The following is a 24,862-nucleotide window of genomic DNA, read 5'->3' as shown; positions in this document are numbered from 1 at the left end:
GCTCAGCTGCGGAGGTCCTCGTACAGGACGGTCGAGATGTACCGCTCGCCGAAGTCGCAGACGATGGCGACGATGGTCTTCCCCGCGTTCTCGGGGCGCTTCGCGACCTCGAGCGCGGCCCACATGATCGAGCCGGAGGAGATGCCGCCGAGGATCCCCTCCTGCGCGGCCATCTCGCGGGCCACCCGCACGGAGTCGTCGAGCGTCACGTCGATGATCTCGTCGTAGACCTCGCGGTCGAGGATCGCGGGGACGAAGTTGGCGCCGATGCCCTGGATCTTGTGCGGACCGGCGGTGCCCTGGGTGAGGAGCGGGGAGTCGATCGGCTCCACTCCGATGATCTGCACACCGGGCCTGCGCTCCTTGAGCACCTGGCCGACTCCGGTGATGGTGCCGCCGGTGCCGATGCCGGCCACGAAGACGTCGACCTCGCCGTCGGTGTCCTCCCAGACCTCCTCCGCGGTGGTGCGGCGGTGCACCTCGGGGTTGGCGGCGTTCTCGAACTGGCGGGCGAGGATCGCGCCGGGGGTCTCGTCGACGATCGCGCGGGCGCGCTCGACCGCTCCGCGCATGCCCTCGCTGCCGGGGGTGAGCACGATCTCGGCTCCGTAGGCGCGGAGGAGGACCCGGCGCTCGGCGGACATCGTCTCGGGCATCGTGAGGACGACCTTGTAGCCGCGGGCGGCACCCACCATCGCGAGCGCGATGCCGGTGTTGCCGCTCGTGCCCTCGACGATCGTCCCGCCGGGGTGCAGCTCGCCGGAGGCCTCGGCCGCGTCGATGATGGCGACGCCGATGCGGTCCTTCACGCTGTTCGCAGGGTTGTAGAACTCGAGCTTGGCGAGGACCGTCGCCTGGTCGGCGCCCTCCAGCCGGTTGATGCGGACGAGAGGGGTCCTGCCGACGAGCTGGGTCACGTCGTCGTGGATGCGTGCCATGGTGTGCGCTTTCTGCCGGGGCCGGCCGCCCGGGGCCCCGGAGCGGTGGGTGGAACGGGTGCTGCAGCGCCCCTCGGAGCGGCGCTCCCCCCACGATACGGATGCATCGACCCGAGGTCAGCACCCCGGACGCGCCCGCTCCTGCGCATCACCCGCCAGCTCCTCATCTCCACCGGGAGGAGGACGCCCCGCGGGCGCACCCGTCACGTACCATGAACTCGGGGGATCGCGCGACTGCTCGCGAGGCTTCTCGCCACCCTCCCTCACATCTCCGCGGCCCGGCGCCGCGTCGAAAGGACGACCGCTCCATGGCACTTCCCACTGCATCCCGCCGCTCCGTCCGGCCGCTCGGGATGTCGCTGCGGGCGGTCATGGGGTTCATCGGGATGAGCGCCGTGGCGGGCGTCCTGATCACCGTCGGCGTCACGCCGGCTCTCGCGCTGACGGGCCTGGCGACGAGCAACACGATCGGCATGTTCCAGAACCTGCCGGGCTACCTCGACGTGGGCCAGCTGATGCAGCGCACCAACGTCTACGCGAGCGACGGGACGACCCTCCTCGCCTCCGTCTACGACCAGAACCGCGTGGAGGTCGGCTGGGACGACGTCGCGCAGTCCGCGAAGGACGCCGCCGTCGCCGGCGAGGACCCGCGCTTCTACGAGCACGGCGGCATCGACCTCCAGGGCACGCTCCGGGCCATCGCCGTCACGCTGACGGGCGACGACCTGCAGGGCGGGTCGTCGATCACGCAGCAGTACGTCAAGAACGTCCTGGTGCAGAAGGCGGAGTCGATCACCGACGAGGCCGCGCGCGACAAGGCCTACCAGGAGGCGACGGACCCGACCCCCGAGCGCAAGCTCAAGGAGATGCGCCTCGCGATCGGACTCGAGAAGGAGGCGTCGAAGGACGACATCCTGCTCGGCTACCTCAACATCGCCCTCTTCGGGGGCACCGTCTACGGCATCGAGGCCGCGGCGAACTACTACTACGGCATCCCCGCGAGCCAGCTCTCGACCTCGCAGGCGGCCGCGCTGCTGGCGATCGTGAACAACCCGGCGAAGTTCCGCTTCGACAACCCGGGCGACGAGGCGAACGGCGCCGCCAACGGCTACGCCGCCACCAAGGAGCGCCGCGACTACATCCTCTCGGAGGAGCTCAAGCACGGCCGGATCGACCAGGCCGCGCACGACGCCGCCGTCGCCGAGCCGATCACCCCGAACATCACGGAGCCCTCGACCGGCTGCACCACCGCCGGCAACGCCGCGTACTTCTGCGACTACGTGCTGAACGTCCTCCGCAACGACTCCGTCTTCGGGGCGACCGACGACGAGCGCTATCAGCGCATCCGCCAGGGCGGCTTCGACGTCGTGACGACCCTCGACCTCGACATCCAGCAGGTCTCGCAGGCGGCGCTCAACGCCTACATCCCCTCCGTCGACCCGCGCTTCCAGGTCGGCGCGACGGCCGCCTCCGTCGAGGCGAAGACGGGCCGCGTGCTCTCCATGGTGCAGAACACGCAGTACAGCCAGGACGAGCAGTTCCTCGCCGCGAACCCCGGCTACAGCGCGATCAACCTCAACGTCGACCTCAGCATGGGCGGCGGCTCCGGCGTGCAGACCGGATCGACCTACAAGGTGTTCACGCTGGCGCAGTGGCTGAAGGCGGGGCACACCGTCAACGAGTCGTTCGCCTCCCCCACCTCCGGCTTCAGCTCCTACCCCCAGAAGTGCAACGTCGAGGGCGACGGCGGCTACTACGGCAGGTTCTCGCCTCGCAACGACGACCCGTCGGAGGACGCGAGCTCGATGAGCGCGCTCGGCGCGACCACGAACTCGATCAACACCGGCTTCATGGGAATGGCGCAGCAGCTCGACCTCTGCGACATCCGCACCACCGCCGAGTCGTTCGGGATGCACCGCGCCGACGGCCGCGAGCTCGCCAACGGGCCGGCCTCGGTCCTCGGGACGAACGAGATCGCGCCGCTGACGGTGGCCAACGCCTACGCGGGGATCGCGAACGACGGCACGACCTGCTCGGCGATCGTCATCGACCGGATCACCGACAGCGAGGGCAACGCCGTCGCCGCCCCGGCATCGGCGTGCACGCCCTCCGTGTCGCCCGAGGTCGCCCGAGGGATGCAGTACGCGATGCAGCGGGTGATGACCTCCGGAACGGCCTACGCCTCGAACCCCTTCGACGGGATCGAGCACATCGGCAAGACGGGCACCACCGACGAGGCCGCCGACGTGTGGACGGCGGGCGCCAGCAAGGCCGCCTCCCTGGCGGTCTGGGTCGGCAGCATCAACGGCTTCGCCGACAACACCAAGCAGAACCTGCGCTTCATCAGCCTGACGGGCGAGAAGGGCACCATCCGCGCCTCCAACGCCCGGCACGCCATCTGGAAGCCGATCATGACGGCGCTCGACGAGAAGTACGGCGGCGACGACTTCACGGCACCGCCGGCCTCGATGCTCGCGTACTCGCCCCGATCGGCGGCGAACTCCGAGGTCCCCGACGTCACGGGCGAGACGGTCGAGAGCGCCACGGCGATCCTCACCGCCGCCGGTTTCGTCGTCGGGATGCACGAGTCGGTCGACTCCGCGACGATCCCGGAGGGCTCCGTCGTGTCGACGACGCCGAGCGCGGAGGAGACGGCGGTCGCCGGCGGGGTGATCCCCCTCCAGGTGAGCACGGGCAAGGCTCCGGCCAATCCGAACGACATCTCGGACCTGAACGGCGACCTGATCGAGTAGAGACGTCGCCCGTTCCGTGAAGGGGCCGATCCCTCCGGGGGTCGGCCCCCTCTGCTGTCGTGGCGCCGAGCGTGCGCGGGCGCCGTCGCGCCGACTCCGGGCGGACGGGCGTCCGGCGCGGCCGTGGCGCGCCTCGTCGGGGATGTCGCAGGCCTCGCCTAGGGTGCTGGTGCAGCGAGAGGATCCATCCTGAAGCGACCGAACGTCCCCGTCTTCCAGCCCCGTCGAACCGTCCACGGGGCTCTCGGCGCGCTGTTCGGATTCGTGATCGTCAGCGTCCTGGCGGGTCTGCTCGCCTCGCTCGTGGTCGCCCCCGCCGCCGCGCTCACCGGCGCGGCGACCTCCGGCACCATCTCGGCGTTCCAGTCCCTCCCGAGCTACCTCGAGGTCGGGCGCCTGATGCAGAAGAGCGACGTCTACGCGGGCGACCCGGACGATCCGACGCTGCTGGCCTCCTTCTACGACCAAAACCGGATCGAGGTGCCGGCCGACCGGATCGCCGACTCCGTGAAGGACGCGCTCGTCGCGAGCGAGGACCCGCGCTTCTACGACCACGGCGGGATCGACCTGCAGGGCACCCTCCGCGCCATCGCCAGCACCTACCTCCTCGACGGCGACACCCAGGGCGGCTCGTCGATCACGCAGCAGTACGTGAAGAACGTGCTGGTGCAGAAGGCCGAATCGATCCCGGACGAGGCGGACCGCGACCGCGCGTACGCGGAGGCGACGGCGACCACGGCCGAGCGCAAGCTCAAGGAGATGCGGCTCGCGATCGGGCTCGAGAAGGTGTCCTCGAAGGACGACATCCTCCTCGGCTACCTCAACATCGCGCTGTTCGGAGGCACCGTCTACGGCATCGAGGCCGCGGCGGAGTACTACTACGGCATCCCGGCGGCCGACCTCTCCCTCGCGCAGTCCGCCTCGCTCCTGGCGATCGTGAACAACCCCGAGAAGTTCCGCTTCGACCGGCCGGACGACACTGCCAACGGCGAGGCGAACGGCTACGCGCAGACCCGGGAGCGGCGCGACTACATCCTCGACCGGATGCTCGAGACGGGGAGCATCGACCAGGCCGCGCACGACGCCGCGGCCGCCGAGGCGATCACCCCCGACATCACCCCGCCGTCCACCGGCTGCCAGACGGCCGGCAGCGCGGCCTACTTCTGCGACTACGTGACCCACGTCCTCCGCGACGACCCGGCGCTCGGAGCGACCGATGACGAGCGCTACGCGGCGATCAAGCAGGGCGGCATCAAGGTCTACACGACGATCGATCTCGACCTGCAGAGGACCGCGCAGGAGCTGATGGACGAGCAGGTCCCCTCCTCCGATCCGCGCTTCGACGTCGGGGCGACGGCGGTCGCCGTCCAGAACGGCACCGGGCGCATCCTCACGATGGTGCAGAACAAGCGCTACAGCCAGGACCCGGACGTGATCGCGAGCGGGCCGGAGTTCTCGGCGATCAACCTCAACGTCGACGCGTCCGCGGGCGGCGGCAACGGCTTCCAGACCGGCTCCGCCTACAAGGTGTTCACGCTCGCCGAGTGGCTCGACCGCGGGCACACCCTGCTCGAGCAGTTCGACTCGAAGCAGAAGAACTGGACCGGCTTCGCCGACAGCTGCGAGGGCACCTGGGACTACGACTCCTACAACCCCAAGAACGCCGGCGACGGCGGCTACACCGACACCCAGACGGCGCTGTACTCGACGATCTACTCGCTGAACACGGGCTTCACCGGGATGTCGCACCTGCTCGACCAGTGCGAGATCCGCAAGCAGGCCGAGGCCTTCGGAGTGCACCGCGCGGACGGGACCGCGCTCGTGCAGTCGCCGGGAGCGGTCCTCGGCACCAACGAGATCGCACCGCTCACCATGGCGACCGCCTACTCCGGCATCGCCGAGAACGGCACGACCTGCACCCCCGTCGCGATCACGGCGATCGTCGGAGCCGACGGCCGCGAGATCGAGCCGGTGGAGACGACCTGCAGCCGGGCGGTGTCGTCGAGGGTCGCCTCGGCGATGCAGTACACGATGCTCAAGGTGACCGCCGAGGGCACGGGCGTCGAGGACGATCCGAAGAACGGCATCCAGCACATCACCAAGACGGGCACCACCGACAACTCCGCCGACACCTGGGCCATCGGGGCCTCGACCGAGACCTCCCTCGCGGTCTGGGTCGGCAGCATCTCGGCACGCGCGGACGGGTCGAGGGTGAACCTCGACTCGATCGACTTCGACAGCGGCTGGGCGCCCTCGGCACGCCACCGGATCTGGAAGCCGTTGATGACGGCGATCGACTCCCGCTACGGCGGCTCCGACTTCCCGCAGGCCGACCAGTCGCTCGTCGCGGCGCCGCAGGTCACCGTGCCGGACCTGTCGGGCCGGACCAGCGACTCCGCCGCACAGGCGCTGACCGCAGCAGGGCTCACTCCCGGAGCGACGTCGCAGGTCGACTCGACGCAGCCGATGAACACCGTGGCCGGCACCGGTCCGGCCGTGGGCACCCGCGTGGACAAGGGATCGGTGGTGGGCGTGCAGCTGAGCACGGGGAAGGCGCCGCCCGCTCCTGCTCCGGGCGGCTGACACCGCTGGACCGGGATGTCGCCGGTCGGCGAGGATCTGCGACGGGAACGGGTCAGGGGGAACGGGTCAGGGGGAACGGGTCAGGGAAGCCGGCTCAGGGCCCGACGGCTCCGGCGGGGAGGAGTCCGAACTCGACGAGCTCGTCGTCGGTGAGCAGTCGGCTGCAGATCATGAAGCGCTTTCCCTCGGGGGCTTCGACGCTGAATCCGCTGCCCCGCCCGTCGACGAGGTCGACGGTGAGGTGGGTGTGCTTCCAGTACTCGAACTGGGAGCGGGACATCCAGAAGTCGATCGGGTCCAGGCCGTCGAGCCGGAGCGATTCGACGAGCACGTCCGAGGCGCCGGTGCGGAACATCCCGGCAGGGAAGCACATCGGGGAGCTGCCGTCGCAGCATCCGCCCGACTGGTGGAACATGAGCGGCCCGTGCAGCGCCGTCATCCGGTGGAGCATGCTTGCCGCCTCCGCAGTGACGTCGACCCTCGTGGAGGTCATGGGTGGTGCTCCTTCGCTCGTTGTGCGGAATGTCTATATGCGCCCGACCGCTGGCGGCGGACGCTCCTCCGGGCGGCATCTCGATACGCCGCTGCGCGGACTACTCGATCAACATGAGGGGGCGCCCCCTCGTCCGATGCCTCGCCCGAAGGGCCGAGCACCGTTCTCCCGCGCGCCGTCAGGTGCCTCGCCCGCAGGGCCGAGCACCGTCCTCCCGCGCGCCGCCAGGTGCCTCGCCCGCAGGGCCGAGCACCGAACGGCGGATCCGCGTGCCAGCGGATCCGTCTCGGTGCGGACGCTCCCCGCTCCTCCCCACCCGGCCACGTCGGCGAGCCGACCGCGGCACGGGCGACGAGGAACGAGGAGCCCGTGCGAACCGACTCAGAAGAAGCCCATCGGTCCTTCCGCGTAGGAGACGAGGAGGTTCTTCGTCTGCTGGTAGTGGTCGAGCATCACCTTGTGGTTCTCGCGTCCGATGCCCGACTGCTTGTAGCCGCCGAACGCCGCGTGCGCGGGGTACTGGTGGTAGGTGTTCGACCAGACGCGGCCTGCTTCGATGGCCCGGCCGGCGCGGTAGAGCTGGGCGCCGTTGCGGCTCCACACGCCGGCGCCGAGGCCGTAGAGGGTGTCGTTGGCGATGCCGATCGCGTCGTCGAAGTCGTCGAAGGAGGTGAGGGCGAGGACGGGTCCGAAGATCTCCTCCTGGAAGATGCGCATCGAGTTGCGGCCCTCGAACACGGTCGGGTTGACGTAGTAGCCGCCGCTGAGCTCGCCGCCGAGGTCGGCGCGGTCGCCGCCGATGAGCAGCTTCGCTCCCTCCTGCTTGCCGATGTCCATGTAGGAGAGGATCTTCTCGAGCTGGTCGTTCGAGGCCTGGGCGCCGATCATCGTGGCGGTGTCGAGCGGGTTGCCCTGTTTGATCCGCTTGACCCGCTCGAGGCCGTCACCGACGAAGTCGTCGTAGATCGAGCGCTGCACGAGCGCCCGCGACGGGCAGGTGCAGACCTCGCCCTGGTTGAGGGCGAAGAACGAGAAGCCCTCGAGCGCCTTGTCGTAGAAGGAGTCGCGTTCCGCGGCGACGTCGGCGAAGAACACGTTGGGGCTCTTGCCGCCCAGCTCCAGCGTCACCGGGATGAGGTTCTCGCTGGCGTACTGCATGATCAGGCGGCCGGTGGTCGTCTCGCCGGTGAAGGCGATCTTGCGGATGCGCGGTTGGGAGGCGAGCGGGGCGCCCGCTTCGAACCCGAATCCGTTGACGACGTTGAGCACGCCGGCGGGGATGAGGTCGCCGATCAGGTCGAGCAGCACGTGGATGGACGCCGGCGTCTGCTCGGCCGGCTTCAGCACTACGCAGTTGCCTGCGGCGAGCGCCGGCGCGAGCTTCCACACGGCCATCAGGATCGGGAAGTTCCAGGGGATGATCTGCCCGACCACACCCAGCGGCTCGTGGAAGTGGTACGCGATCGTGTCGTGGTCGATCTCGGAGACGCCTCCCTCCTGCGCGCGGATCGCTCCGGCGAAGTAGCGGAAGTGGTCGATCGCGAGGGGGATGTCGGCGGCGAGGGTCTCGCGCACGGGCTTGCCGTTCTCCCACGTCTCGGCGACGGCGAGCAGCTCGAGGTTCGCCTCCATGCGGTCGGCGATCTTCAGGAGCATGTTCGAGCGCTCGGCGGGGCTGGTCTTCCCCCAGCTCGCGAACGCCTTCCAGCCCGCCTCGACGGCGCGGTCGACGTCGGCGGCGGTGCCGCGGGCGATCTCGCAGAAGGGCTTCCCGGTGATCGGGGTGATGTTCTCGAAGTACTGGCCGCTCGCGGGGGCGACGTACTCGCCTCCGATGTAGTGGTCGTAGCGCGAGCGGAAGGAGGCGACGGATCCCTCCGTGCCTGGATTCGCGTAGACCGTGGAACCCGGCTCCTGCGGTGCCTGCTCGGCGACCTGGTCGGCGTACAGCGTCATGTGGACCTCCATCGACGTCGTTGTCGTGGGCGCGGGGTGGGCGCCCGGTCCTGACGCTACGTCGCGGGGGGTTGCACGACGTTGCACGGGTCGACGCACCGGCGGGAGCGGCGAGGACGGAGACCGGACCGGCCGGGCGGAGACGCGGCCGCCCGAGGAGGAGGGCCCCGCGGCCCGGACCTCAGACGCTCGCGAGCAGGCGCTGGGCGATCCGGCTCATGTAGACGCCGTAGGTCACCGTGGCCGCTGCGGCTCCCGCGCCGACCCAGGACCACACCTGCGGCCAGGCGGAGCCGTCGACGAGGACCACGACGACTCCGATCGCTCCGACCAGCGTCGTCCAGGTGGCGAGCCAGAGGTCGAGGGTCCGGCCGAAGATCCTCGCCATCGGGTAGAAGTGCAGGCCCACGATCACGGCGATGGCCGGCACGAGGAACCGGTCGAGCCCGGTGCCGGTGAGGACTCCCACCGCGACACCGATCAGCACGCCCTCCGCGGCGAAGACCGCCCCGAAGAGCACGCCATTCGGCTTCGCCGCGCGATCGGCGTCGGTGAGCTCCACCGCCATCCTCCGCCGGGCGACGAGGAGGCGGACGGCCTGCACGGCGAAGACCACGGCCGCGAGCGCGCAGACGGTCACGGCGGTCGTCGCCGCCGGTGCCGGCCAGCCGACCGTGGTGTCGCTCGCCCACCACATCGTGAAGACCGCCATCAGGAGCAGGCCCCCCGCGACTCCGCTCGCGAGGGCCCGGGGAGGTGGTGCGAGGGTGCTCATGCGTCGAGGCTAGCGAGACGGCTCCGCGGCCTCACGGCTCCGGCGGCACTCCCGGGAGCGACCGGAACGGCTCAGCGCTGCTCCGCCTCGATCGTCTCGAGGTGCGCGGCGACACCGGCACGCCGCGGCGAGCGGGGCGGGAGGACGCGCAGGAGCTCCCGCCACACCTCCGCGTCGTCGCGGCCGTCCGGGCCCTCCGCCCAGGCGAGGAGGGTCGCGGGCGCCGCATCGGCGAGGACGCTCGCCCGCACCCGCAGGCGCAGCTCGCCGGCGATCGCCCGGATCCCCGGCGCCTCGGACGAGGGCAGCGGCGCACCCCGGTAGGCGTCCAGGGCGAGGCGGTGGGAGCCGCGGTCGAGCAGGCCGAGCACCTGGCGGGCGTCGAGGTCGACCGGGCTCGCCAGGCGGTAGGGGCGCGAGAGGGGCACCAGGCGCGGGAGGGTCGGCTCGAGCGCGCGGCGCAGCCGCACCATCTCGGCGCGGACGGTGACCACCGCGTCGTCCCGGCCGTGGAGCAGGAGGGCGAGCTGCTCGGCCGAGAGCCCGGCCCGGTGCCAGGCGAGCAGGGTCAGGATCTCGGCGTGCCGGCTGCTGAGCTCGAGCGTCGCTCCGGCGGCCGTCACCAGGCCCGTCTCGCGCCCGAGGACCCGCAGGCTCGGCGCCCGGGCCGCCGCCGTGCTCCGTGCAGCGGGCCGCCGCGGGCGGAGGAGCCGCTGCACCATCAGCTCGCTCTCGACGGCGGCGGCGGTCGCCTCCATCAGCGGGAGGGTCTGCGGGGCGACGACGTCGGCGCCTCCGGTGATGTCGATCACTCCGAGGATCTCGTGCGTCTCGGGGTCGTGCACGGGGACGGCGGTGCAGCTCCACGGGTGCACGAGCGAGGCGAAGTGCTCGGCGCCGTGGATCTGCACGCCGTGATCGAGCACGAGGGCCGTCCCCGGCGCGGACGTCCCGACGTCGGGCTCGGCCCACGCGGCGCCCTCGACGAACGACATCCCCTCGGCGAGGCTCTTGAGGTGCTGGTCCCCGTCGATCCAGAGCAGCCGCCCGAGCGCGTCGCCCACCGCGACCAGCACGCCGCTGTCCTCGTCGGCGTCGCGCACCAGCAGGCGGCGGATCACCGGGAGGACCGAGGCGAGCGGATGCCCGGTGCGGTATTCGCGGAGGTCGTCTCCCGAGAACGAGAGCGGTGCCGTCAGCCGGTCCGGATCGAGGCGCCGCCGCCGCGCGCGCTCCCACGACTCCTCGACCAGCGCGCGCCGCCGACCGCTGCCAGGGCGGGCCAGCCACGGGTTGGTCATGCGCTCCGCCTCGTCGTCGGGTCGGTGGGAGTCGACGCTACTCCGCGGAGCGCGCCGGCGCCTCTCTCCGCGCACCGGAACGGCCGCGCCCCCGCACCCCCAGCAGCAGCACCGCCGCCACCAGCACCGCGATGCCCAGGACAGCTCCCGCGGTCAGCCGCTCGCCCAGCACCGCCACGCCGAGGAGGGTCGCGGTCGCCGGCTCCAGGAGGGTGAGCGTCGAGACGGTCGCCGCGGGCAGCGCTCGCAGGCCGCGCGCGAAGAAGGTGTAGGCCACGGCGACCGTCACCACTCCGAGCCAGAGCACGGCCGGGATCGAGCCGGAGAGTCGCGACGGATCGCCCAGCAGCAGGAACGGGAGCGCGAGCAGCGCCGCGGCTCCGAACTGGGCTCCCATGGCGGCGACGGGGCTGAGCCCGCGCTCGAGCAGCAGCTTGCCGCAGACGGCGTAGAGCGCGTAGGAGGCACCGGCGCCGGCCGAGGCGGCGAGGCCGGGGAGCGTCACGCCGCCGGATCCGCCGCCGCTGAGGAGCACCACGCCGACCGCGGCGAGCGCGGTCGAGGCGAACCAGCGCGGGCCCGGGGTCGTCCGCAGGACGAGCCACTCCAGCAGGCCGGTGAAGGCGGGAGCGGAGCCGAGGGCGACGATCGTACCGACCGCGACGCCGTTCTGCGCGGTGCCGGTGAAGAAGGCGGGCTGGTACGCGGCGACGCCGACCGCTCCGAGCACGACGAGCAGCACGACGGCGCGGGTCGGGCGGGAGCGGCTCCGCCGGCGCAGAGCCTCCACGCCGAGGAGAGCGGCCAGCAGGGCGCCGCCGAGGACGATGCGCGCCGCCCCGAGGAGGAGCGGATCCACGCCCGCCGCTCCGAGGGCCTGGGCGGTCCCCGTCGTGCCGAAGCAGACGGCGGCGAGGAGGACGGCGCCGATCGCCGAGGTCCGGGCCCCGCTCATCCCGCCCTGCTCCCCCGGCCGCCTGATGACCGGCTCCCAGTGTCCCAGGGATGGGCGCGTGCTCTTCCGCCTCTCGCACCGGGGGCCCAGGATGGAGGGACCGGACTAGCGGAGGAGCACGACGTGGGCATCGCGGAACCGTTCGACCTCGAGGACCACCACCGCAGCGCGCACGGCGCCCTGCGCGAGCACTTCTCAGTGCGCGAGTTCGAGGAGGTGCCGCTGGACCGCGAGGCCATCGTCGCCACCGCGTACCTGCGGGCGATCGAGCACGCCACCGTGGCCCGCGTGCTCCCCCTCGCGCGCGCCCACCCCGACGAGCAGGTCCGCGCGTTCGCGTCCGTCTGGGCCGCCGAGCGGCACCGGATCGCCGACGCCCTGGGCGAGGTGCTCGCGGCCTCGCCGCAGATCCGCGGCATCGGCGTCCGCCCGCCGGAGCCGACGGTGAGGTCGCGCCCGCTCCTCGACCGCGCCGCGGCCTCCCTCGCCGGCCCCGTCGCGCTGGCCCTCGCGGTGGACGCCCGGGTCGCGGTGCACGGCTACCGCCGGCTCGCCCGGCTCTCGCTGCACCCCGAGATGGAGCGCCTCGCCGAGACGGTCACGGGCATCCTCGAGCGGCAGGCCGACTTCTTCACGGTGCACGCGGCGGGACGCCTCGGACGCCCGCTGCCGCGCCGGGTGCAGGCGGCCGGCCTGCTCGCCGTGCTGCGCCTCCCGATCGGCGAGGCCGACCTGCCGGAGGCTCTCGCGCGCGAGGGCCGGGAGCTCGTCTTCGGCCGGGACGACGGCGGACTCGACGGGATCGACGCGGGCGTCGTCGCGGCGTTCGCGCTGCCCTGCACGGCGGCCCGGCGGCTCGTGCACCCGTACCGGCCGGTGTCGATCCGTGCCGCGCACCGCCTCGGACGGCTCGCCGCCGACACCCGCGCCGCCGTCACGACCCTGCTGGAGCAGGTGCGCGAGTAGCGGCGGCGCTCAGCCCAGCAGCTCGCGCACGTCCTCGGCGGTGATCCCGCCGGTGGCCGCCGCGCCGTCGTCCGACATGACCGCGGCGAAGAGCGCGGCCTTCGCCTCCTTGAGGGCCATCACCTTCTCCTCGATCGTGTCCTTCGCGACCAGGCGGTAGACCATGACCGAGCGGGTCTGGCCGATGCGGTGCGCGCGGTCGACCGCCTGCGACTCGGTGGCGGGGTTCCACCACGGGTCGAGCAGGATGCAGTAGTCGGCCTCGGTGAGGTTGAGCCCGAAGCCGCCGGCCTTGAGCGAGATCAGGAACACGCCCGCCGCGCCCGAGCGGAACCGCTCGATGACCTCGTCGCGCTTCTTCGTCGCTCCGTCGAGGTAGGCGTACTCGATGCCCGCCGCGTCCAGCCGCCCGCGGACCCGGCCGAGGAACCGCGTGAACTGGCTGAACACCAGCACGCGGTGCCCCTCGCCGAGTGCGTCGCCCAGCAGCTCGTCGAGCAGGTCGAGCTTGGTGGAGGGCACGCTCTCGTGCGCCTCGTCGACCAGTGCCGCGTCGAGCGCGACCTGGCGCAGCACGGTCAGCGCGCGGAAAATCGCGAAGCGGTTCTTCTCGAAGTCGCCGATCAGGCCCAGCACGCGCTGCCGCTCCCGCGCCAGGTACGTGTCGTAGACCTTCCGCTGCTTCGGGCCGAGCTCGACCTCGAGGGTCTGCTCCTGCTTGGGCGGCAGCTCCTTGGCGACGAGCTCCTTGGTGCGCCGCAGCATCAGCGGGCGGATGCGCCGCCGCAGCTGCGAGAGCTTCTCACTGTCGGCCTCGCGCTCGATCGGCTTCTGGTAGAACTCGACGAACCCGGCGGGCGAGGGGAACAGGCCCGGAGCGACGATCGACAGCAGCGACCAGAGCTCCATCACGTTGTTCTCCATCGGCGTTCCCGTGATGGCGAGCTTGAAGGGCACGTCGAGCCGGCGCGCGAGCTGGTGCGTCGCCGACTGGCGGTTCTTGACGAACTGCGCCTCGTCGAGGAGGAGCCCCGACCACTGGATGCCCGAGTACGACTCGTAGTCGAGCCGGAACAGGGCGTAGGAGGTGACGACCAGCTCGGCCTCGCCGATGACGCTGGAGAGCGCCTTCCGCTTCTTCTTCGACGTCTCGTCGATCCCGACGACGCGGAGGTCCGGGGCGAAGCGCTTGGCCTCGCCGACCCAGTTGGGCACCACGCTGGTGGGCGCGACGACGAGGAACGGGCGCGGCGAGGTGCCCGCCTCCGCGGCCGCGGCGCGCTGCTCCTGCATCACCCGGGTGACCAGGGCGAGGGACTGCACGGTCTTGCCCAGGCCCATGTCGTCGGCGAGCACGCCGCCGAGCTGGTTGTCGTAGAGGAACGAGAGCCAGTCGTAGCCGAGCTGCTGGTAGGGCCGCAGCTCCACGGCGAAGCCCTCGGGCAGGACCCGCGACTCCAGCGCACCGGTCGCGGTGAAGCCGGAGAGCCCCTCCACGGAGCGGCGCCACGCGGCGGCCTGGGCCTCCACGACGCCCAGCTCGACCAGCTCGTCCCAGAGGGAGGACTGGAACCGGCTGATCCGCAGGGTCTCGCCGGGGTCGTCCGAGAGCTCGCGGGCCTCGGCGATCAGCTCGCGGAGGCGGCCGAACCGCTCGTCGTCGAGGGCGAAGTAGACGCCGCTCGGCAGCACCATGTACTCGTCGCCGCGGGCGAGCGCGAGGAAGATCTCGGCCAGCGGGACCGCCTCGTCGTTGACGGTGACGGAGATCTCGAGGTTGAACCAGTCGCGGCTGTCGGGCTGGGCGACGGTCTGCACGGCGACCACGGGCGCGGTCTGCGCCTCGCGGTACTCGACGCGCTCGCCGATCTCCTCGATCTCGACGGTGCCGAGCTCGCGGAGCCGCTCGACCTCGCCGGTGAGGAAGCCGACGGTCTGCATGCCGCGCAGGTCGAAGGTGGGGCGCAGGCGCCTGCTCGACGGGGACACCAGGGCGGGCGTCGACTCCGGGTCGAGACCCGCTCCCACGAGGGAGTCGAGGATCCGCTGCTCGGCCTCGGGGTCGCGGTAGCCCGCGTCCTCGCCGACCCGCAGCGGGAGCCGCTCGGCGTCCACGCCGCCGCGCGCTCCCTCCACTCCGTAGCGCCACCACCACGAGCCGCGCAGGCCCGCGCCGTCGGTGTGCTCGAGGGTGAGGCCGAGGCGCGGCTCGGGCACCGCGGGCGCCTCGAAGGAGCCGTCGCGGGAGACGATGTCGAACAGCCGGTGCAGCCGCTGGTAGTGCTCGGTGAGGAACGCCGACTCCTCGGCCACCGGGATGCGGATGGCCTCGCGGCTCCAGAGGAACGTGCGCGCGGAGGACAGCAGCGGCGCGGCGAACGGGATGAGCGTGACCGGGCGGGCGCGCATCTCGTCGCCGCCCTCCCACGTGTAGAGGCCGACGGCCGGGTCGCCGATGAAGCCGAACTCCTCGGGCGCCGGGTGGTCGCCGATCGCGACGAGCGAGCGCAGCTCGAGGCCGGCGGCGGTGCGCGTGACGTCGATGGAGGCGGTGGCCGTCGTGTCGAGGATCTTCAGCGGCGTCTGGTCGCGGTCGCCCATCACCAGGCCGATGCCCGCGCGGACGGCTCCGTGCAGGGCCGCCCAGATCGCCTCGCTTCGGCACTGGTCGAGGTAGAGCCAGGTGTCGGGCGAGTAGTAGCTGGAGGCGCTGTGCCCGGACAGCAGGCCCTGCATCTCGCGGATCACGTCGATCTGGCGCTCGTCGTAGTCGTGGCTGTAGTGCAGGTAGCCGAGGTCGCGCCAGCTGGTGCCGGTGCGGACCCAGCGATCGCGGTCGCCCATCCGCACCGGGCGCACGCCCAGGCGCGGGCGCGGCTCGGGCGGCGGCCGGTAGGAGTTGTAGCGACCGGGCGGGCGACGCACGGGCTCGCCGGGCAGCAGCTCGAACTGCAGGCCGAGCGGGATGCCGGTGTGCGAGCGCTCCGCGCCGGCGAGGAGCGGGGCGAGCGCGCTGCGCCACTCGGGGACGGCGTCGACAGCGGCCTCGCCCGGGAAGGGACCGGCCACTCCGCCCTCGCGCTCGCGGCGCAGGGCCTCGATGAGAACGGCGGCGACGTGCTTGCACTCGTGCTTGACCGGGCAGCTGCAGGCGCCGCCGAGGAGGGTCCAGTGCTCGCCCTCGTCGCGGAGCTGCACGCTCACGGCGTACGGCGAGCGCCCGGATCCGCGGACCTGGCCGAAGAGGCGGGTGCGGCCGCCGAACCACTGCAGCTCGCGCACACGGCCCTCGTCCGCGTACGCGGTGCCCTTCTCGACGGCGGCGGTTCCGACGAGGGCGCGGATGTCCTGCTCGGAGAAGGGCTCGTGGCCGGCGGTCACCGGCCCGGGTGCGGCCGACGGCAGCACCTCACCGGGGGGACTCTGGCGGGCCATGGACCTCACGCTCTCCGCGCTCGAACGAGCGCATCCGTCTATTCAACCCGATTCCGGAGGCGCTGCGAGCCGCGGGCCGGGATCCGTGGAGGACGCACGGCCGTCCCTACGATGGAGGGATGCCCCGTCTGGCCGTCGTCTCGGCGCACACCTCCCCGCTCGAGCAGCCGTCGACGGGCGACGCGGGCGGGATGAACGTGTACCTCGCGGCGGTGCTCCCGGAGCTGGCGGCGCTCGGCTGGGAGATCGAGGTGCTGACCCGCGGCGAGGGCGTCCGGAGGCTCGCGCCGGGTGTGCGAGTGGTCGGCGTGCCGGTGCCTGCGGGCGACAAGTACGCGCTGGCGGCCGCGGCGCCGGAGTTCGCGCGCGCCGCGGAGGGGGCCGACGTCGTGCACTCGCACTACTGGGTGTCGGGCCTCGCGGGGGCGCTCACCGGCCGGCCGCACGTGCACTCGATGCACTCGGGCTCGCTCGCGAAGAACGCCCGCCTCGCCCCGGGCGACGTCGCGGAGCCGCAGCAGCGGATCGACGCGGAGCGCTCCGTGCTCGCCTCCGCCGACGCGATCGTGGTGGCGGGCGCCTCGGAGCGGGAGGACGTCGTCAGCGGGTACGGCGCGGATCCGCACCGGGTCGTCGTGGTGCCGCCCGGAGTCGACGCGCGGTTCCGCCCGGGCGGCGGCGAGCGCTCCGGAGTCGTCCTGGTCGGCCGGGTGCAGCCGCTCAAGGGCCAGCTGCTGGCGGTCGAGGCGCTCGCGGCGATGGCGCCGGCGGAGCGGCCGGTGCTGCGGCTGGTGGGCGGGGCGGCACCGGGCCGGGAGTCCTACCTCGACGCGGTGCGCGCCGCGGCGGCTCCGATGGGAGATCGAGTGCTGATCGAGGGGGCAGCCGACCGCGACCGGGTGGCGGAGCGGCTCCGGAGCGCGCGGCTGGCGCTCGTGCCCTCGGCGGCCGAGACCTTCGGGCTCATCGCGCTCGAGGCGGCCGGCAGCGGCACTCCCGTGCTCGCGCGCAGGACGACCGGCCTGGTGGACGCGGTGCGCGACGGCGGGAGCGGCGTGCTGCTCGACTCCGACTCCCCCGCGGCGTGGGCCGAGGCGATCCAGACCCTGCTGGGCTCGCGCGGTGAGCTGGCGCGTCTCGGCCGCGGCGGCGTCGACTGGGCGGCCGCCCACTCCTGGCCGGCCGCCGCCGCCCGGCTGGACGCCGTCTATCGCGGCCTGACGGCCCGCTGAGGGAACTCCGGACCGTCGGGGGACCCAGCGCCTTCGGAATGCCACGACGGGTCGGGATTCCCTCAGTGCAGGGAGGGGGTCAGTCTGCGATGGCGGGGGCCCCGGGGTCGAGGCGGGCGCCGCGGGTGGAGCGGTACCAGGGCGCGAGGCGGTCGGGCGAGACGGCGACCATCGCGGCGCCCGTGAATCCGGCGTCGTTGCCGAAGCGGGCGGGGACGATCTCGGTGCCGATGTCGAGGAAGCGGGCGAACTCGTCGAAGACGTGCGCCGCCGCGCCGCCGATCACGAACAGCTGCGGCGAGAGCAGCATCTCGAGGTGTCGGTAGTAGACGCTGAGGCGACCCGCCCACTCCTCGAGGGTGATGCCCTCGCGGCGGACGGCCGAGAAGCCGACCTGCGGCTCGAAGTCGGGACCGTCGATGTGCAGGTGACCGAGCTCGGAGTTGGGGATCACCACGCCCTCGTGGACGAGCGCCGTCCCGATGCCGGTGCCGAGGGTGGTCAGCAGGAGGAGGCCCTCGCGTCCGCGCATGGCCCCGAACTCGCGCTCGGCGACTCCTGCCGCGTCCGCGTCGTTGACGACGACGACGTCGACCCCGGTCGCCTCCGAGAGGAGGGCCTGCGCGTCGAGCCCGACCCAGCGCTGCGAGACGTGGGTGGTCTGGCGGACGACGCCGCCGCGGACGATCCCGGGGAAGCCGACGCCCACGGGCGTGCCCGCGATCGGCGAGACGTCCCGGACGATGCCGGCGATCGCCTCAGCGAAGTCCTCGGGCTCCTTGCCCAGCGGGTTCGCGACCGCGAAGCGCCGAGCCGCCCGCTCGCCTGTGGTGACGTCGACGAGGGACGCCTTGATCGACGTCCCCCCGATGTCGACGCCGACGGCGAAGCGCGGGAGGAGGCCGTCGTGGGGCTGGGTCACGGATGCTCCGTCTGCAGTGGTGGCGAGTGCGGGGACTCGGGAAAACGGTCGGCCCGTCGGATCCGGGATCGCGACGAGCCGAAGGCGATTCTACGAGCCGTCAGGTGCGCGCGGGCTCCGAGAGGGCGCGGAGGACGAAGTCGATCACCGGCTCGTAGAGGTGGACGGCCAGCCCGTCGTCGATCGGGACGACCACCTCGATCGAGCCCTGCGCCTCGGCGACGAACACCGCCGGGTCGTTGCAGTCGGCGATCGCGATGACCGGCAGCCCCCGCCGGCCGGCCGCGCCCGCGAAGCCGTGGTCGGCGACGACCAGGTCGGGGCGGACGCCGAGCTCGTCGAGGCGGTCGAGCAGCGCGTCCATCGGCTCCGGCGAGTGCGTGTGCTGCAGCCCTCCCCCGCGGTAGACGCAGGTGACCCCGCCGGTGCACCACAGGGCCTGGTGCTCGTCCGCGAGAGGCACGCGGATGCCGTCGGGGGCGGCGAACGGGAGCGCGTTCACGTCGATCACGCGGGCGCCCCGCTCCGTCGCGGCAGCAGCGAAGCGGCGGTAGACGTCCATCAGGGTCGCGGGGTGCGCGGTGGCGAACAGGAGGAGCGCCCCCTCGCGGACAGCGGCGGCGAACCGCTCGCGGTAGCGGGCGAGCCCCGCGACCGTCAGGCGGGCGTCGATCCGGTCCTGCCCGCTCTCGAAGGAGGGGTCGGTGCTGATCCCCACGCGCTCCCCCATCAGCGCGAGCAGTCTCTCGAACGTCCAGTCCTCCGCCACGTCCACCCCGTAGAGGTGCGCGGGCTCGCGGGCGGCGAGGCCGCGGAGGTTGCCGAGGTTGCTCGCGCGGCCGGTGAGGACGTCCCCGGCGAGGAGGGAGGAGTCGAGGTACGCCTCGAGCTCGGAGTCGGGAAGCGGCATGCGGGACCTCTCGATCGACGGGGAGCTCCCAGGCTACGGGCAATCCAGGTGTTGACATCCGATCCTTCACCGATATATCGTTACTGCATCGCCGACAGATCGGAAGCAGCCGCTCCCGACGGGCGACCGGATCCGATCGAAAGGGATCCCCTCACGACAGAGAGCAGCACACCCATGAACTCCAGGACCTTCTTCTCCGACGACCGCCGCGACTCCTGCGACGGCGACCACTCCTCCCGCCACGAGCACCCCGGCCGCGGACAGCGCCGCGGACCCGGCGGTCACGGCCGCGGCTTCGGGCCCGGCTTCGGCTTCGGCCCGGGCTTCGGCCCCGGCATCGGCGGCCCCTTCGGCCGCGGCGGAGGACGCGCCCGACGCGGTGACGTCCGCGCGGCCCTCCTCTCCCTCCTCTCCGAGAAGTCCTCGAACGGCTACGGCCTGATCAAGGCCATCGCCGAGAAGACGAACGGATCGTGGCGTCCCAGCCCCGGCTCCGTCTACCCCACCCTCCAGCAGCTCGTCGACGAGGGCCTCATCACGGCCGTCGGCGAGGGCCGCGGCACCGAGTACCAGCTCACGGACGCGGGCGGCACCTACGTGCGCGAGCACGCCGACGAGCTCGACGCGGCCTGGGAGGCCACTCCCGGCGCGAGCGACGCCGATCGCGCCTTCATGGAGAACGTCGGCAAGCTGATGGGCGTCGTGCAGCAGTTCCGCGGAGCGACCGAGGCGCAGCGCGCCGCCGCCTCCGCCAAGCTCGACGAGACCCGTCGCGCGCTGTACCTCATCCTCGCCGACTGACCTCGGCTCCCCTCCCGCGATCCGTCGCGGGAGCCCCGGACGGACGGGACCCCCTCGCCTCGGCGACGGAGTCCCGTCCGTTCCTCCGTCTCGGGAGCCGGCGCCTCAGCGCGCGGCGGACAGACGGGCCAGGCCCTCGTCGAGGGTGACCGACGGGCTCCACTGCAGATCGGCGCGAGTGCGGCGCTGGTCGAACCAGTGCGCGGTCGAGAGCTGCTCGGCGAGGAAGCGGGTCATCGGCGGCTCGTCGGCGCCGGGCCGCACGGCCCACGCGCGCTCGACGAGCGAGCCCGCGACGCGGGCGACGGAGGCGGGGACGGACCAGCGCGGCGGCTCGACGCCCGAGGCGCGGCAGATCCCGGCGAGCAGCTCGGCGACCGGGCGCGGCTCGCCGTTGGTGACGACGTAGGAGCGGCCGTGCACCTCCTCCGCCCGCCCGAGAGCGGCGACGATCGCCGAGGCGGCGTTGTCGATGTATGTGGAGTCGATCAGCGCCTGGCCGTGCCCGAGGAGCGGCAGCCGGCCGGCGCGCGCCCGCTCGACGATGCGGGCGACGAGCTGGGTGTCGCCCGGGCCCCAGACCAGGTGCGGGCGCACGGCGACCACCGCGAAGCCGGGGGCGTCGGCCGCGAGGGCCAGCAGCTCGGCCCGGGCCTTGGTGCGCGCGTAGTCGCCGCGGGCCCGGTCCGGATCGGCGGGCTCGGCGTCGTCGCCGGTGATCGAGGAGCCGGAGTGGGCGACGGAGGGCGACGAGATCTGGACGAAGCGGCTCACGCCGGCGCGGGCGGCGGCGGCGAGCAGACGCCGGGTGCCGTCGACGTTCACGCGGTCGAAGTCGCCCGGATCGCCGGCGAGCGAGACCTTCGCGGCGAGGTGCACGACGCCCTCGGCCGCGTCGACGGCCTCCTCGACCGCGCGCGGATCCGTCAGCGAGCCCCGCGCCTCCTCGACGCCCGCGACCCCGGAGGGCCGGCGCTGGAAGGTGCGGACCTCGTGCCCCTGGGCGACGAGGCCCGCGGCCACCGCACCGCCGAGCAGGCCGCTCGCGCCGGTGACCAGGACCCTCACGGCGCCACCATCCGGCCGCCGGCGAGCACGCCCTCGGCCCAGCGCGAGAGCGCGGCCCGGTCGATCTTGGAGTTGTGGCGGATGTCGGTGGGCAGCGCCGGGACGACGAGCACCGCGGCGACGGGCCGGCCGACGGCCGCGCGCACCTCGGCGGCGAGGGCCTCCTCGGCCAGCACCACGCGGCGCGCGCCCGAGCGCAACTCGACCACGGCAACCAGCTGCGCGACTCCGCGCGGGCCGGCTCCGACGATCGCGGCGCGGGCGACCGAGGCCACGCGCGCCTCGATCCGCTGCTCCGGTCCGACCGGCGTGACCACGCCGTCGGGAGTGACGACGACGTGCGGCATGCGGCCCTCGACCCAGAGGCGGCCGGCGGAGTCGATCCGCCCGACGTCCCCGGTGCGGTGCCAGCGCTCGCCCGGGACGGCGCCGACGCGGGCGGCACGGTCGGTGAGCCAGAGGCGCTCGTAGTGGTCCTCGACGTGACCTGCCGAGACGACGATCTCGCCGGTCGTGCCGGCGATCTCCTCCGGCTCGTCCGCGGCGCGGCCGTCGGCGTCGAGCGGGGCGATCCGCAGCCGGACGCCCGCGGCGGGCACGCCCACGCAGACGCCTCCGCGCGGATCGTCGTCGGCGGCGGCCTCGCGGATACCCTCCAGCGACGCGTCGGTGAGCAGCAGCCCCTCGGTCATGCCGTAGGGAGTGCGGGCGGAGGCGTTCGGCATGAGCGCCTGCGCCTCGCCGAGCAGTCCCGCCGAGACGGGGGCGCCGGCCGAGAGGAAGGTTCGAACGCCGGCGAGGGCGCGGTGGTCGTCGGCGTCGAGCGCGTCGGCGGTGGCCACGACGTTGGCCAGTGCGGCCGGCGAGAGGAACAGCACGGTCGCGTCGACCCGGGCGGCGGCCGCGGCGACGGCGGCCGCGGTGAGCGTTCGGGGCGCGGTGACGTCCATGTCCGGAGTCGCGGAGCGCGTGCCCAGCGCGGGGCCCAGCAGAGCGAACGGCGCGAAGCCCGCGACGAGCCCTGTGCCCGGTCCGATCCCGTACTGGCGGGCGAGCGCGTCGCGGACGCCGGCGAGCTGGCGGTGCGTGTAGACGACGCCCTTGGCGGGGCCGGTCGAGCCGGAGGTGAACAGGATCGCGGCTACGGCGTCGGCGGCGGGAGCCTCGCCCAGCGCCTCCGGGTCGGCGGCCAGCTCGGCGCGGCCGAGCTCGATCAGCTGCCCGAGCGAGGTGTCGACCCCGAGGGCCGAGGCGGAGGCGCGGGGCAGGGTCTGCGTCGAGACCCGGCCGCCGGGCCAGCGGAGGGCCCGCGCGACGGTGAGGCCGGGCAGGGCGCCGACCACCAGATCCGGCCAGGCACCGCGGACCGCGCGGGTGAGACCGCGCAGGCCCAGGCCCGCGTCGGCGACGACCACGACGGCTCCGATGCGCAGGCACGCGTAGAGCAGCGCCGTCAGGTCGGCACCGGGCGGCACGAGGAGCGAGACGCGGTCGCCCGGGGAGACGCCGGAGGCGCGGAGCCCGGCGGCGAGCTCGCGGACCCGCTGCGAGAGCAGGCGCCACGAGACCGAGCGGGGCCCGCCGCCTCCGGGAGGCGCCATCTCGACCAGAGCGAGCGAGTCGTCCTGCGCGTTGCGGTCGAGGTGCGCCCAGAGCGGCTCGACCGGCGCGGTCGGGCGGCGGACGTCGGGGGCGGGGTCGCCGCCGAACGGCTCCTCGCCGTCGGAGAGGTCGCCCAGCCAGGTGAGGACGGCGGACGAGTAGTCGACGTCCTCGGCCACCAGGTGGCCCGCTCCCTCGTAGCGGTGGACCTGCGCGTGCGGGAGGCGGTCGACGAGGTCGTCGAGGTAGCGGTCGGAGAAGATCGGGTCCAGCGGGCCCCAGAGCATCAGGGCCGGCGTCGTCAGGGCGCTGACGCCCTCGGCGATGCGCTGCAGCTCCGGGTCGCTCGGGTGGGCGGAGTCGACCGGGATGTCGGCGACGAAGCCGCCCACTCCGCCGCGGCGCGACGCGGACCGGTAGGGCGCGCGGTACCCCTCCTTCACCGCGGAGGGCAGCGCCGGGTGCCCCAGCGCGAGGGTCGTCTCGAGGAAGGCCGGCGTGCCGACCGTCGAGGCGCCGAGCACACCCGAGGCGAGCGCGAGCCGGAGCGGGGCCGGGATCGGCTCGTCGGCGCTCTGGTGGATCGCGGTGTTCAGGAGCATCGTGGCGCGCAGCTGCTCCGGGTGGTCGACCGCCCAGCCCAGCGAGACGACTCCGCCCCAGTCGTGGCCGAGGGTGACCACGTCGTCGAGGCCGAGCACGTCGGTGAGGTTCGAGAGCTCGCGCACGCGGTCGGCGAGCGTGTGCAGGGCGCCGGTCCGCTCGGAGAAGCCCATCTCGAGCTGGTCGACAGCGACCACCCGCCAGGCGGGGCCTCCGCTGCGGGCCGACTCGAGCGTGGCGGCCGCGAGGCGGCGCCAGAGGTAGGACCAGGTGGGGTTGCCGTGCACGCAGAGGACGGTGCCGACGGGCTCCGTGCCGAGGGCCTCACCCGTGTCGAGCAGGTGCCAGCGGCGCGGAACGCCCTGGGCGTCCGGAGCGTCAACGAGGCGCGACCACGCAGGATCGAGCCCGTCGAGCCCGGCCGGGGGCAGCTGCGCCGCGGCCGTGGAGCCGAGCGCTCCGCGGATCCGCTCGGCCGGGTGGGGCGCGGTCACCAGGCGATCTCGAGCATCGCGGTGTTGATGCCCGAGCCCACTCCGATGAGCAGCACCCGGTTGCCGGGCTGCAGGGTCTCGGCCTCCTGGGCCAGGGTGATCGGGATCGACGCCGGGCCGACGTTGCCGAGGGTGGGGTAGGTCGTGGGGACGCGTCTGCGGTCGATGCCGACGGCCTTCACCAGGGCGTCGGTGTGCACGTCCGACACCTGGTGCGTGATGTAGCGGTCCATCCCGCTCCAGTTCCAGTCGCGGGTGGCCTCCTTCCACGCCGAGAGGACGAGCTCCATGCCGCCCTTGAGCAGCGCCTTCGCGTCCGTGAACATGCCGTCGACGCTGCCGACGCAGAGCTCGTTGAACTGCGTGGCCGCGCGGGTGATGCCGCCGAGGATGCGGTGGCCCTTGGGGTGCTCGTCGGCCGGGCCGAGGACGGCCGCGGCGGCGCCGGAGCCGAGGGTCAGGCTCGCGAACTCGCTCATGAAGTCCTTGCGCTTGACGCCCTCGCGGCTCAGGCGCTCGATGGTGTTGACCTGGATCTCGTCGGCGTCCTCGCCGTCGATGATGAGCGCGTAGCGGATCTGTCCGGAGTCGATCAGCTGCGCGGCGAGGGTCATGCCGTTGACGAAGCCGAGGCACGCGTTCGCGATGTCGAAGTTGATGGCCGACGAGGGCAGGCCGAGCCCGTGGTGCAGGCGCACGGCGACCGAGGGCTCGAGGTGCTTGCGGGTCACCGACGTGTTGATGATCAGGCCGATCTGGTCGGCGCGGACGCCGGCCTCGGCGAGAGCGCGCTTGCCCGCGTCGATCGCCGCTCCGTCGAAGCCCTGCTCGGAGCCCCAGTTGCGGCGCTCGTGCACTCCGGCGACGCGCTGGAGGAGCCCGGTGGGGAGCCGCAGGCGCTTGAGCGCCGGAGCGAGCCGCGCCTCGATCTCGGCCGAGGTGGTCACGCGCGGAGCCAGCGTGGTCGCGACGGACAGCAATGCGACGTTGCGGTGCGTGGTCGTTGCGTTTCCGTCCAACGGAACTCCCTGTCGAGTTGTCGATCCTGGCATGTGCCTCCGTGATTTTACGCTGT

General features: G+C 73.1%; 17 protein-coding genes. 5 read left to right on the top strand and 12 right to left on the bottom strand.

Annotated elements, in window-relative coordinates; genetic code table 11:
- Window positions 1-2: 2 nt before the first annotated feature.
- Window positions 3-938 (bottom strand): cysteine synthase A, encoded by a 936-nt coding sequence (cysK, locus tag C5C95_RS01155; RefSeq protein ID WP_104323617.1) that lies wholly within the window; start codon window positions 936-938, stop codon window positions 3-5.
- Window positions 939-1,246: 308 nt separating this feature from the next.
- Between cysK and C5C95_RS01150 the strand changes: the two genes are divergently transcribed.
- Window positions 1,247-3,691, top strand: a complete 2,445-nt coding sequence (locus C5C95_RS01150) for a penicillin-binding protein (RefSeq protein WP_181028729.1) — start codon at window positions 1,247-1,249, stop codon at window positions 3,689-3,691.
- Window positions 3,692-3,955: 264 nt separating this feature from the next.
- Window positions 3,956-6,274 carry a transglycosylase domain-containing protein gene (locus C5C95_RS01145; protein ID WP_104323616.1) on the top strand — a complete coding sequence of 773 codons (2,319 nt, stop codon included), beginning with the start codon at window positions 3,956-3,958 and terminating at the stop codon, window positions 6,272-6,274.
- Between the two features lie 94 nt (window positions 6,275-6,368).
- Here the strand turns inward: C5C95_RS01145 and C5C95_RS01140 are convergent, their stop codons facing one another.
- The 5 genes from C5C95_RS01140 to C5C95_RS01120 form a co-directional block, all read right to left on the bottom strand.
- Window positions 6,369-6,767, bottom strand: a complete 399-nt coding sequence (locus tag C5C95_RS01140; protein ID WP_104323615.1) for a DUF779 domain-containing protein — start codon at window positions 6,765-6,767, stop codon at window positions 6,369-6,371.
- A gap of 381 nt (window positions 6,768-7,148) precedes the next feature.
- Complete coding sequence (locus tag C5C95_RS01135) at window positions 7,149-8,723, bottom strand: aldehyde dehydrogenase family protein (protein ID WP_104323614.1); 1,575 nt, start codon at window positions 8,721-8,723, stop codon at window positions 7,149-7,151.
- Between the two features lie 181 nt (window positions 8,724-8,904).
- Window positions 8,905-9,498, bottom strand: a complete 594-nt coding sequence (locus C5C95_RS01130; RefSeq protein WP_104233438.1) for a hypothetical protein — start codon at window positions 9,496-9,498, stop codon at window positions 8,905-8,907.
- A 71-nt stretch (window positions 9,499-9,569) separates the two neighbouring features.
- Entirely contained in the window at window positions 9,570-10,799 is a 1,230-nt protein-coding gene (locus C5C95_RS01125; protein ID WP_104233439.1) for a GAF domain-containing protein, read from the bottom strand.
- A gap of 37 nt (window positions 10,800-10,836) precedes the next feature.
- Complete coding sequence (locus tag C5C95_RS01120) at window positions 10,837-11,754, bottom strand: DMT family transporter (protein ID WP_104323613.1); 918 nt, start codon at window positions 11,752-11,754, stop codon at window positions 10,837-10,839.
- 123 nt (window positions 11,755-11,877) lie between these two features.
- Here C5C95_RS01120 and C5C95_RS01115 point away from each other — a divergent pair, with 123 nt between their 5' ends.
- The gene (locus tag C5C95_RS01115) at window positions 11,878-12,720 is read left to right on the top strand and encodes a hypothetical protein (protein WP_104323612.1); all 843 of its coding nucleotides are present in this window, start codon (window positions 11,878-11,880) and stop codon (window positions 12,718-12,720) included.
- Window positions 12,721-12,729: 9 nt separating this feature from the next.
- Here the strand turns inward: C5C95_RS01115 and C5C95_RS01110 are convergent, their stop codons facing one another.
- Window positions 12,730-16,155 (bottom strand): DEAD/DEAH box helicase, encoded by a 3,426-nt coding sequence (locus C5C95_RS01110; protein WP_104224188.1) that lies wholly within the window; start codon window positions 16,153-16,155, stop codon window positions 12,730-12,732.
- 119 nt (window positions 16,156-16,274) lie between these two features.
- Between C5C95_RS01110 and C5C95_RS01105 the strand changes: the two genes are divergently transcribed.
- Window positions 16,275-17,387, top strand: coding sequence for a glycosyltransferase (locus C5C95_RS01105; RefSeq protein ID WP_146087032.1), 1,113 nt, complete (start codon window positions 16,275-16,277; stop codon window positions 17,385-17,387).
- Window positions 17,388-17,466: 79 nt separating this feature from the next.
- Here the strand turns inward: C5C95_RS01105 and C5C95_RS01100 are convergent, their stop codons facing one another.
- Together C5C95_RS01100 and C5C95_RS01095 are read right to left on the bottom strand one after the other, a co-directional pair.
- Window positions 17,467-18,309, bottom strand: a complete 843-nt coding sequence (locus tag C5C95_RS01100; protein WP_244229583.1) for an ROK family protein — start codon at window positions 18,307-18,309, stop codon at window positions 17,467-17,469.
- A gap of 100 nt (window positions 18,310-18,409) precedes the next feature.
- On the bottom strand, window positions 18,410-19,219 hold the full coding sequence (locus tag C5C95_RS01095) for a phosphatase (protein ID WP_104261467.1): 810 nt from the start codon (window positions 19,217-19,219) through the stop codon (window positions 18,410-18,412).
- A gap of 174 nt (window positions 19,220-19,393) precedes the next feature.
- On the opposite strand from C5C95_RS01095, the gene C5C95_RS01090 reads away from it, so the two are divergent.
- Complete coding sequence (locus C5C95_RS01090) at window positions 19,394-20,020, top strand: PadR family transcriptional regulator (RefSeq protein ID WP_104287704.1); 627 nt, start codon at window positions 19,394-19,396, stop codon at window positions 20,018-20,020.
- Between the two features lie 105 nt (window positions 20,021-20,125).
- Here the strand turns inward: C5C95_RS01090 and C5C95_RS01085 are convergent, their stop codons facing one another.
- From C5C95_RS01085 to C5C95_RS01075, 3 genes are read right to left on the bottom strand one after another with little or no spacing between them, the layout of a single operon-like run.
- Window positions 20,126-21,088 carry an NAD(P)-dependent oxidoreductase gene (locus tag C5C95_RS01085; protein WP_104323610.1) on the bottom strand — a complete coding sequence of 321 codons (963 nt, stop codon included), beginning with the start codon at window positions 21,086-21,088 and terminating at the stop codon, window positions 20,126-20,128.
- Window positions 21,085-23,787, bottom strand: coding sequence for an alpha/beta fold hydrolase (locus C5C95_RS01080; RefSeq protein WP_258072604.1), 2,703 nt, complete (start codon window positions 23,785-23,787; stop codon window positions 21,085-21,087). The genes C5C95_RS01085 and C5C95_RS01080 overlap by 4 nt, the downstream gene beginning before the upstream one ends.
- On the bottom strand, window positions 23,784-24,839 hold the full coding sequence (locus C5C95_RS01075) for a 3-oxoacyl-ACP synthase III (protein ID WP_104323609.1): 1,056 nt from the start codon (window positions 24,837-24,839) through the stop codon (window positions 23,784-23,786). The genes C5C95_RS01080 and C5C95_RS01075 overlap by 4 nt, the downstream gene beginning before the upstream one ends.
- Window positions 24,840-24,862: the final 23 nt, after the last annotated feature.

Source organism: Rathayibacter sp. AY1B7 (assembly GCF_002932735.1).
In the GTDB taxonomy this organism is placed as follows: Bacteria; Actinomycetota; Actinomycetes; order Actinomycetales; family Microbacteriaceae; genus Rathayibacter.
The sequence above is the reverse complement of the archived record's forward strand: the minus strand, read 5'-3'. Positions and strand labels throughout refer to the sequence as shown.

What these genes read in the sequence shown, in the direction of transcription:
- C5C95_RS01120 (WP_104323613.1), bottom strand. Translation starts at nt 11,754, where the DNA reads ATGAGCGGGGCCCGGACCTCGGCGATCGGCGCCGTCCTCCTCGCCGCC.
- C5C95_RS01090 (WP_104287704.1), top strand. Translation starts at nt 19,394, where the DNA reads ATGAACTCCAGGACCTTCTTCTCCGACGACCGCCGCGACTCCTGCGAC.
- C5C95_RS01075 (WP_104323609.1), bottom strand. Translation starts at nt 24,839, where the DNA reads ATGCCAGGATCGACAACTCGACAGGGAGTTCCGTTGGACGGAAACGCA.
- C5C95_RS01110 (WP_104224188.1), bottom strand. Translation starts at nt 16,155, where the DNA reads ATGGCCCGCCAGAGTCCCCCCGGTGAGGTGCTGCCGTCGGCCGCACCC.
- C5C95_RS01130 (WP_104233438.1), bottom strand. Translation starts at nt 9,498, where the DNA reads ATGAGCACCCTCGCACCACCTCCCCGGGCCCTCGCGAGCGGAGTCGCG.
- C5C95_RS01125 (WP_104233439.1), bottom strand. Translation starts at nt 10,799, where the DNA reads ATGACCAACCCGTGGCTGGCCCGCCCTGGCAGCGGTCGGCGGCGCGCG.
- C5C95_RS01105 (WP_146087032.1), top strand. Translation starts at nt 16,275, where the DNA reads ATGCCCCGTCTGGCCGTCGTCTCGGCGCACACCTCCCCGCTCGAGCAG.
- cysK (WP_104323617.1), bottom strand. Translation starts at nt 938, where the DNA reads ATGGCACGCATCCACGACGACGTGACCCAGCTCGTCGGCAGGACCCCT.
- C5C95_RS01095 (WP_104261467.1), bottom strand. Translation starts at nt 19,219, where the DNA reads ATGCCGCTTCCCGACTCCGAGCTCGAGGCGTACCTCGACTCCTCCCTC.
- C5C95_RS01135 (WP_104323614.1), bottom strand. Translation starts at nt 8,723, where the DNA reads ATGACGCTGTACGCCGACCAGGTCGCCGAGCAGGCACCGCAGGAGCCG.
- C5C95_RS01150 (WP_181028729.1), top strand. Translation starts at nt 1,247, where the DNA reads ATGGCACTTCCCACTGCATCCCGCCGCTCCGTCCGGCCGCTCGGGATG.
- C5C95_RS01140 (WP_104323615.1), bottom strand. Translation starts at nt 6,767, where the DNA reads ATGACCTCCACGAGGGTCGACGTCACTGCGGAGGCGGCAAGCATGCTC.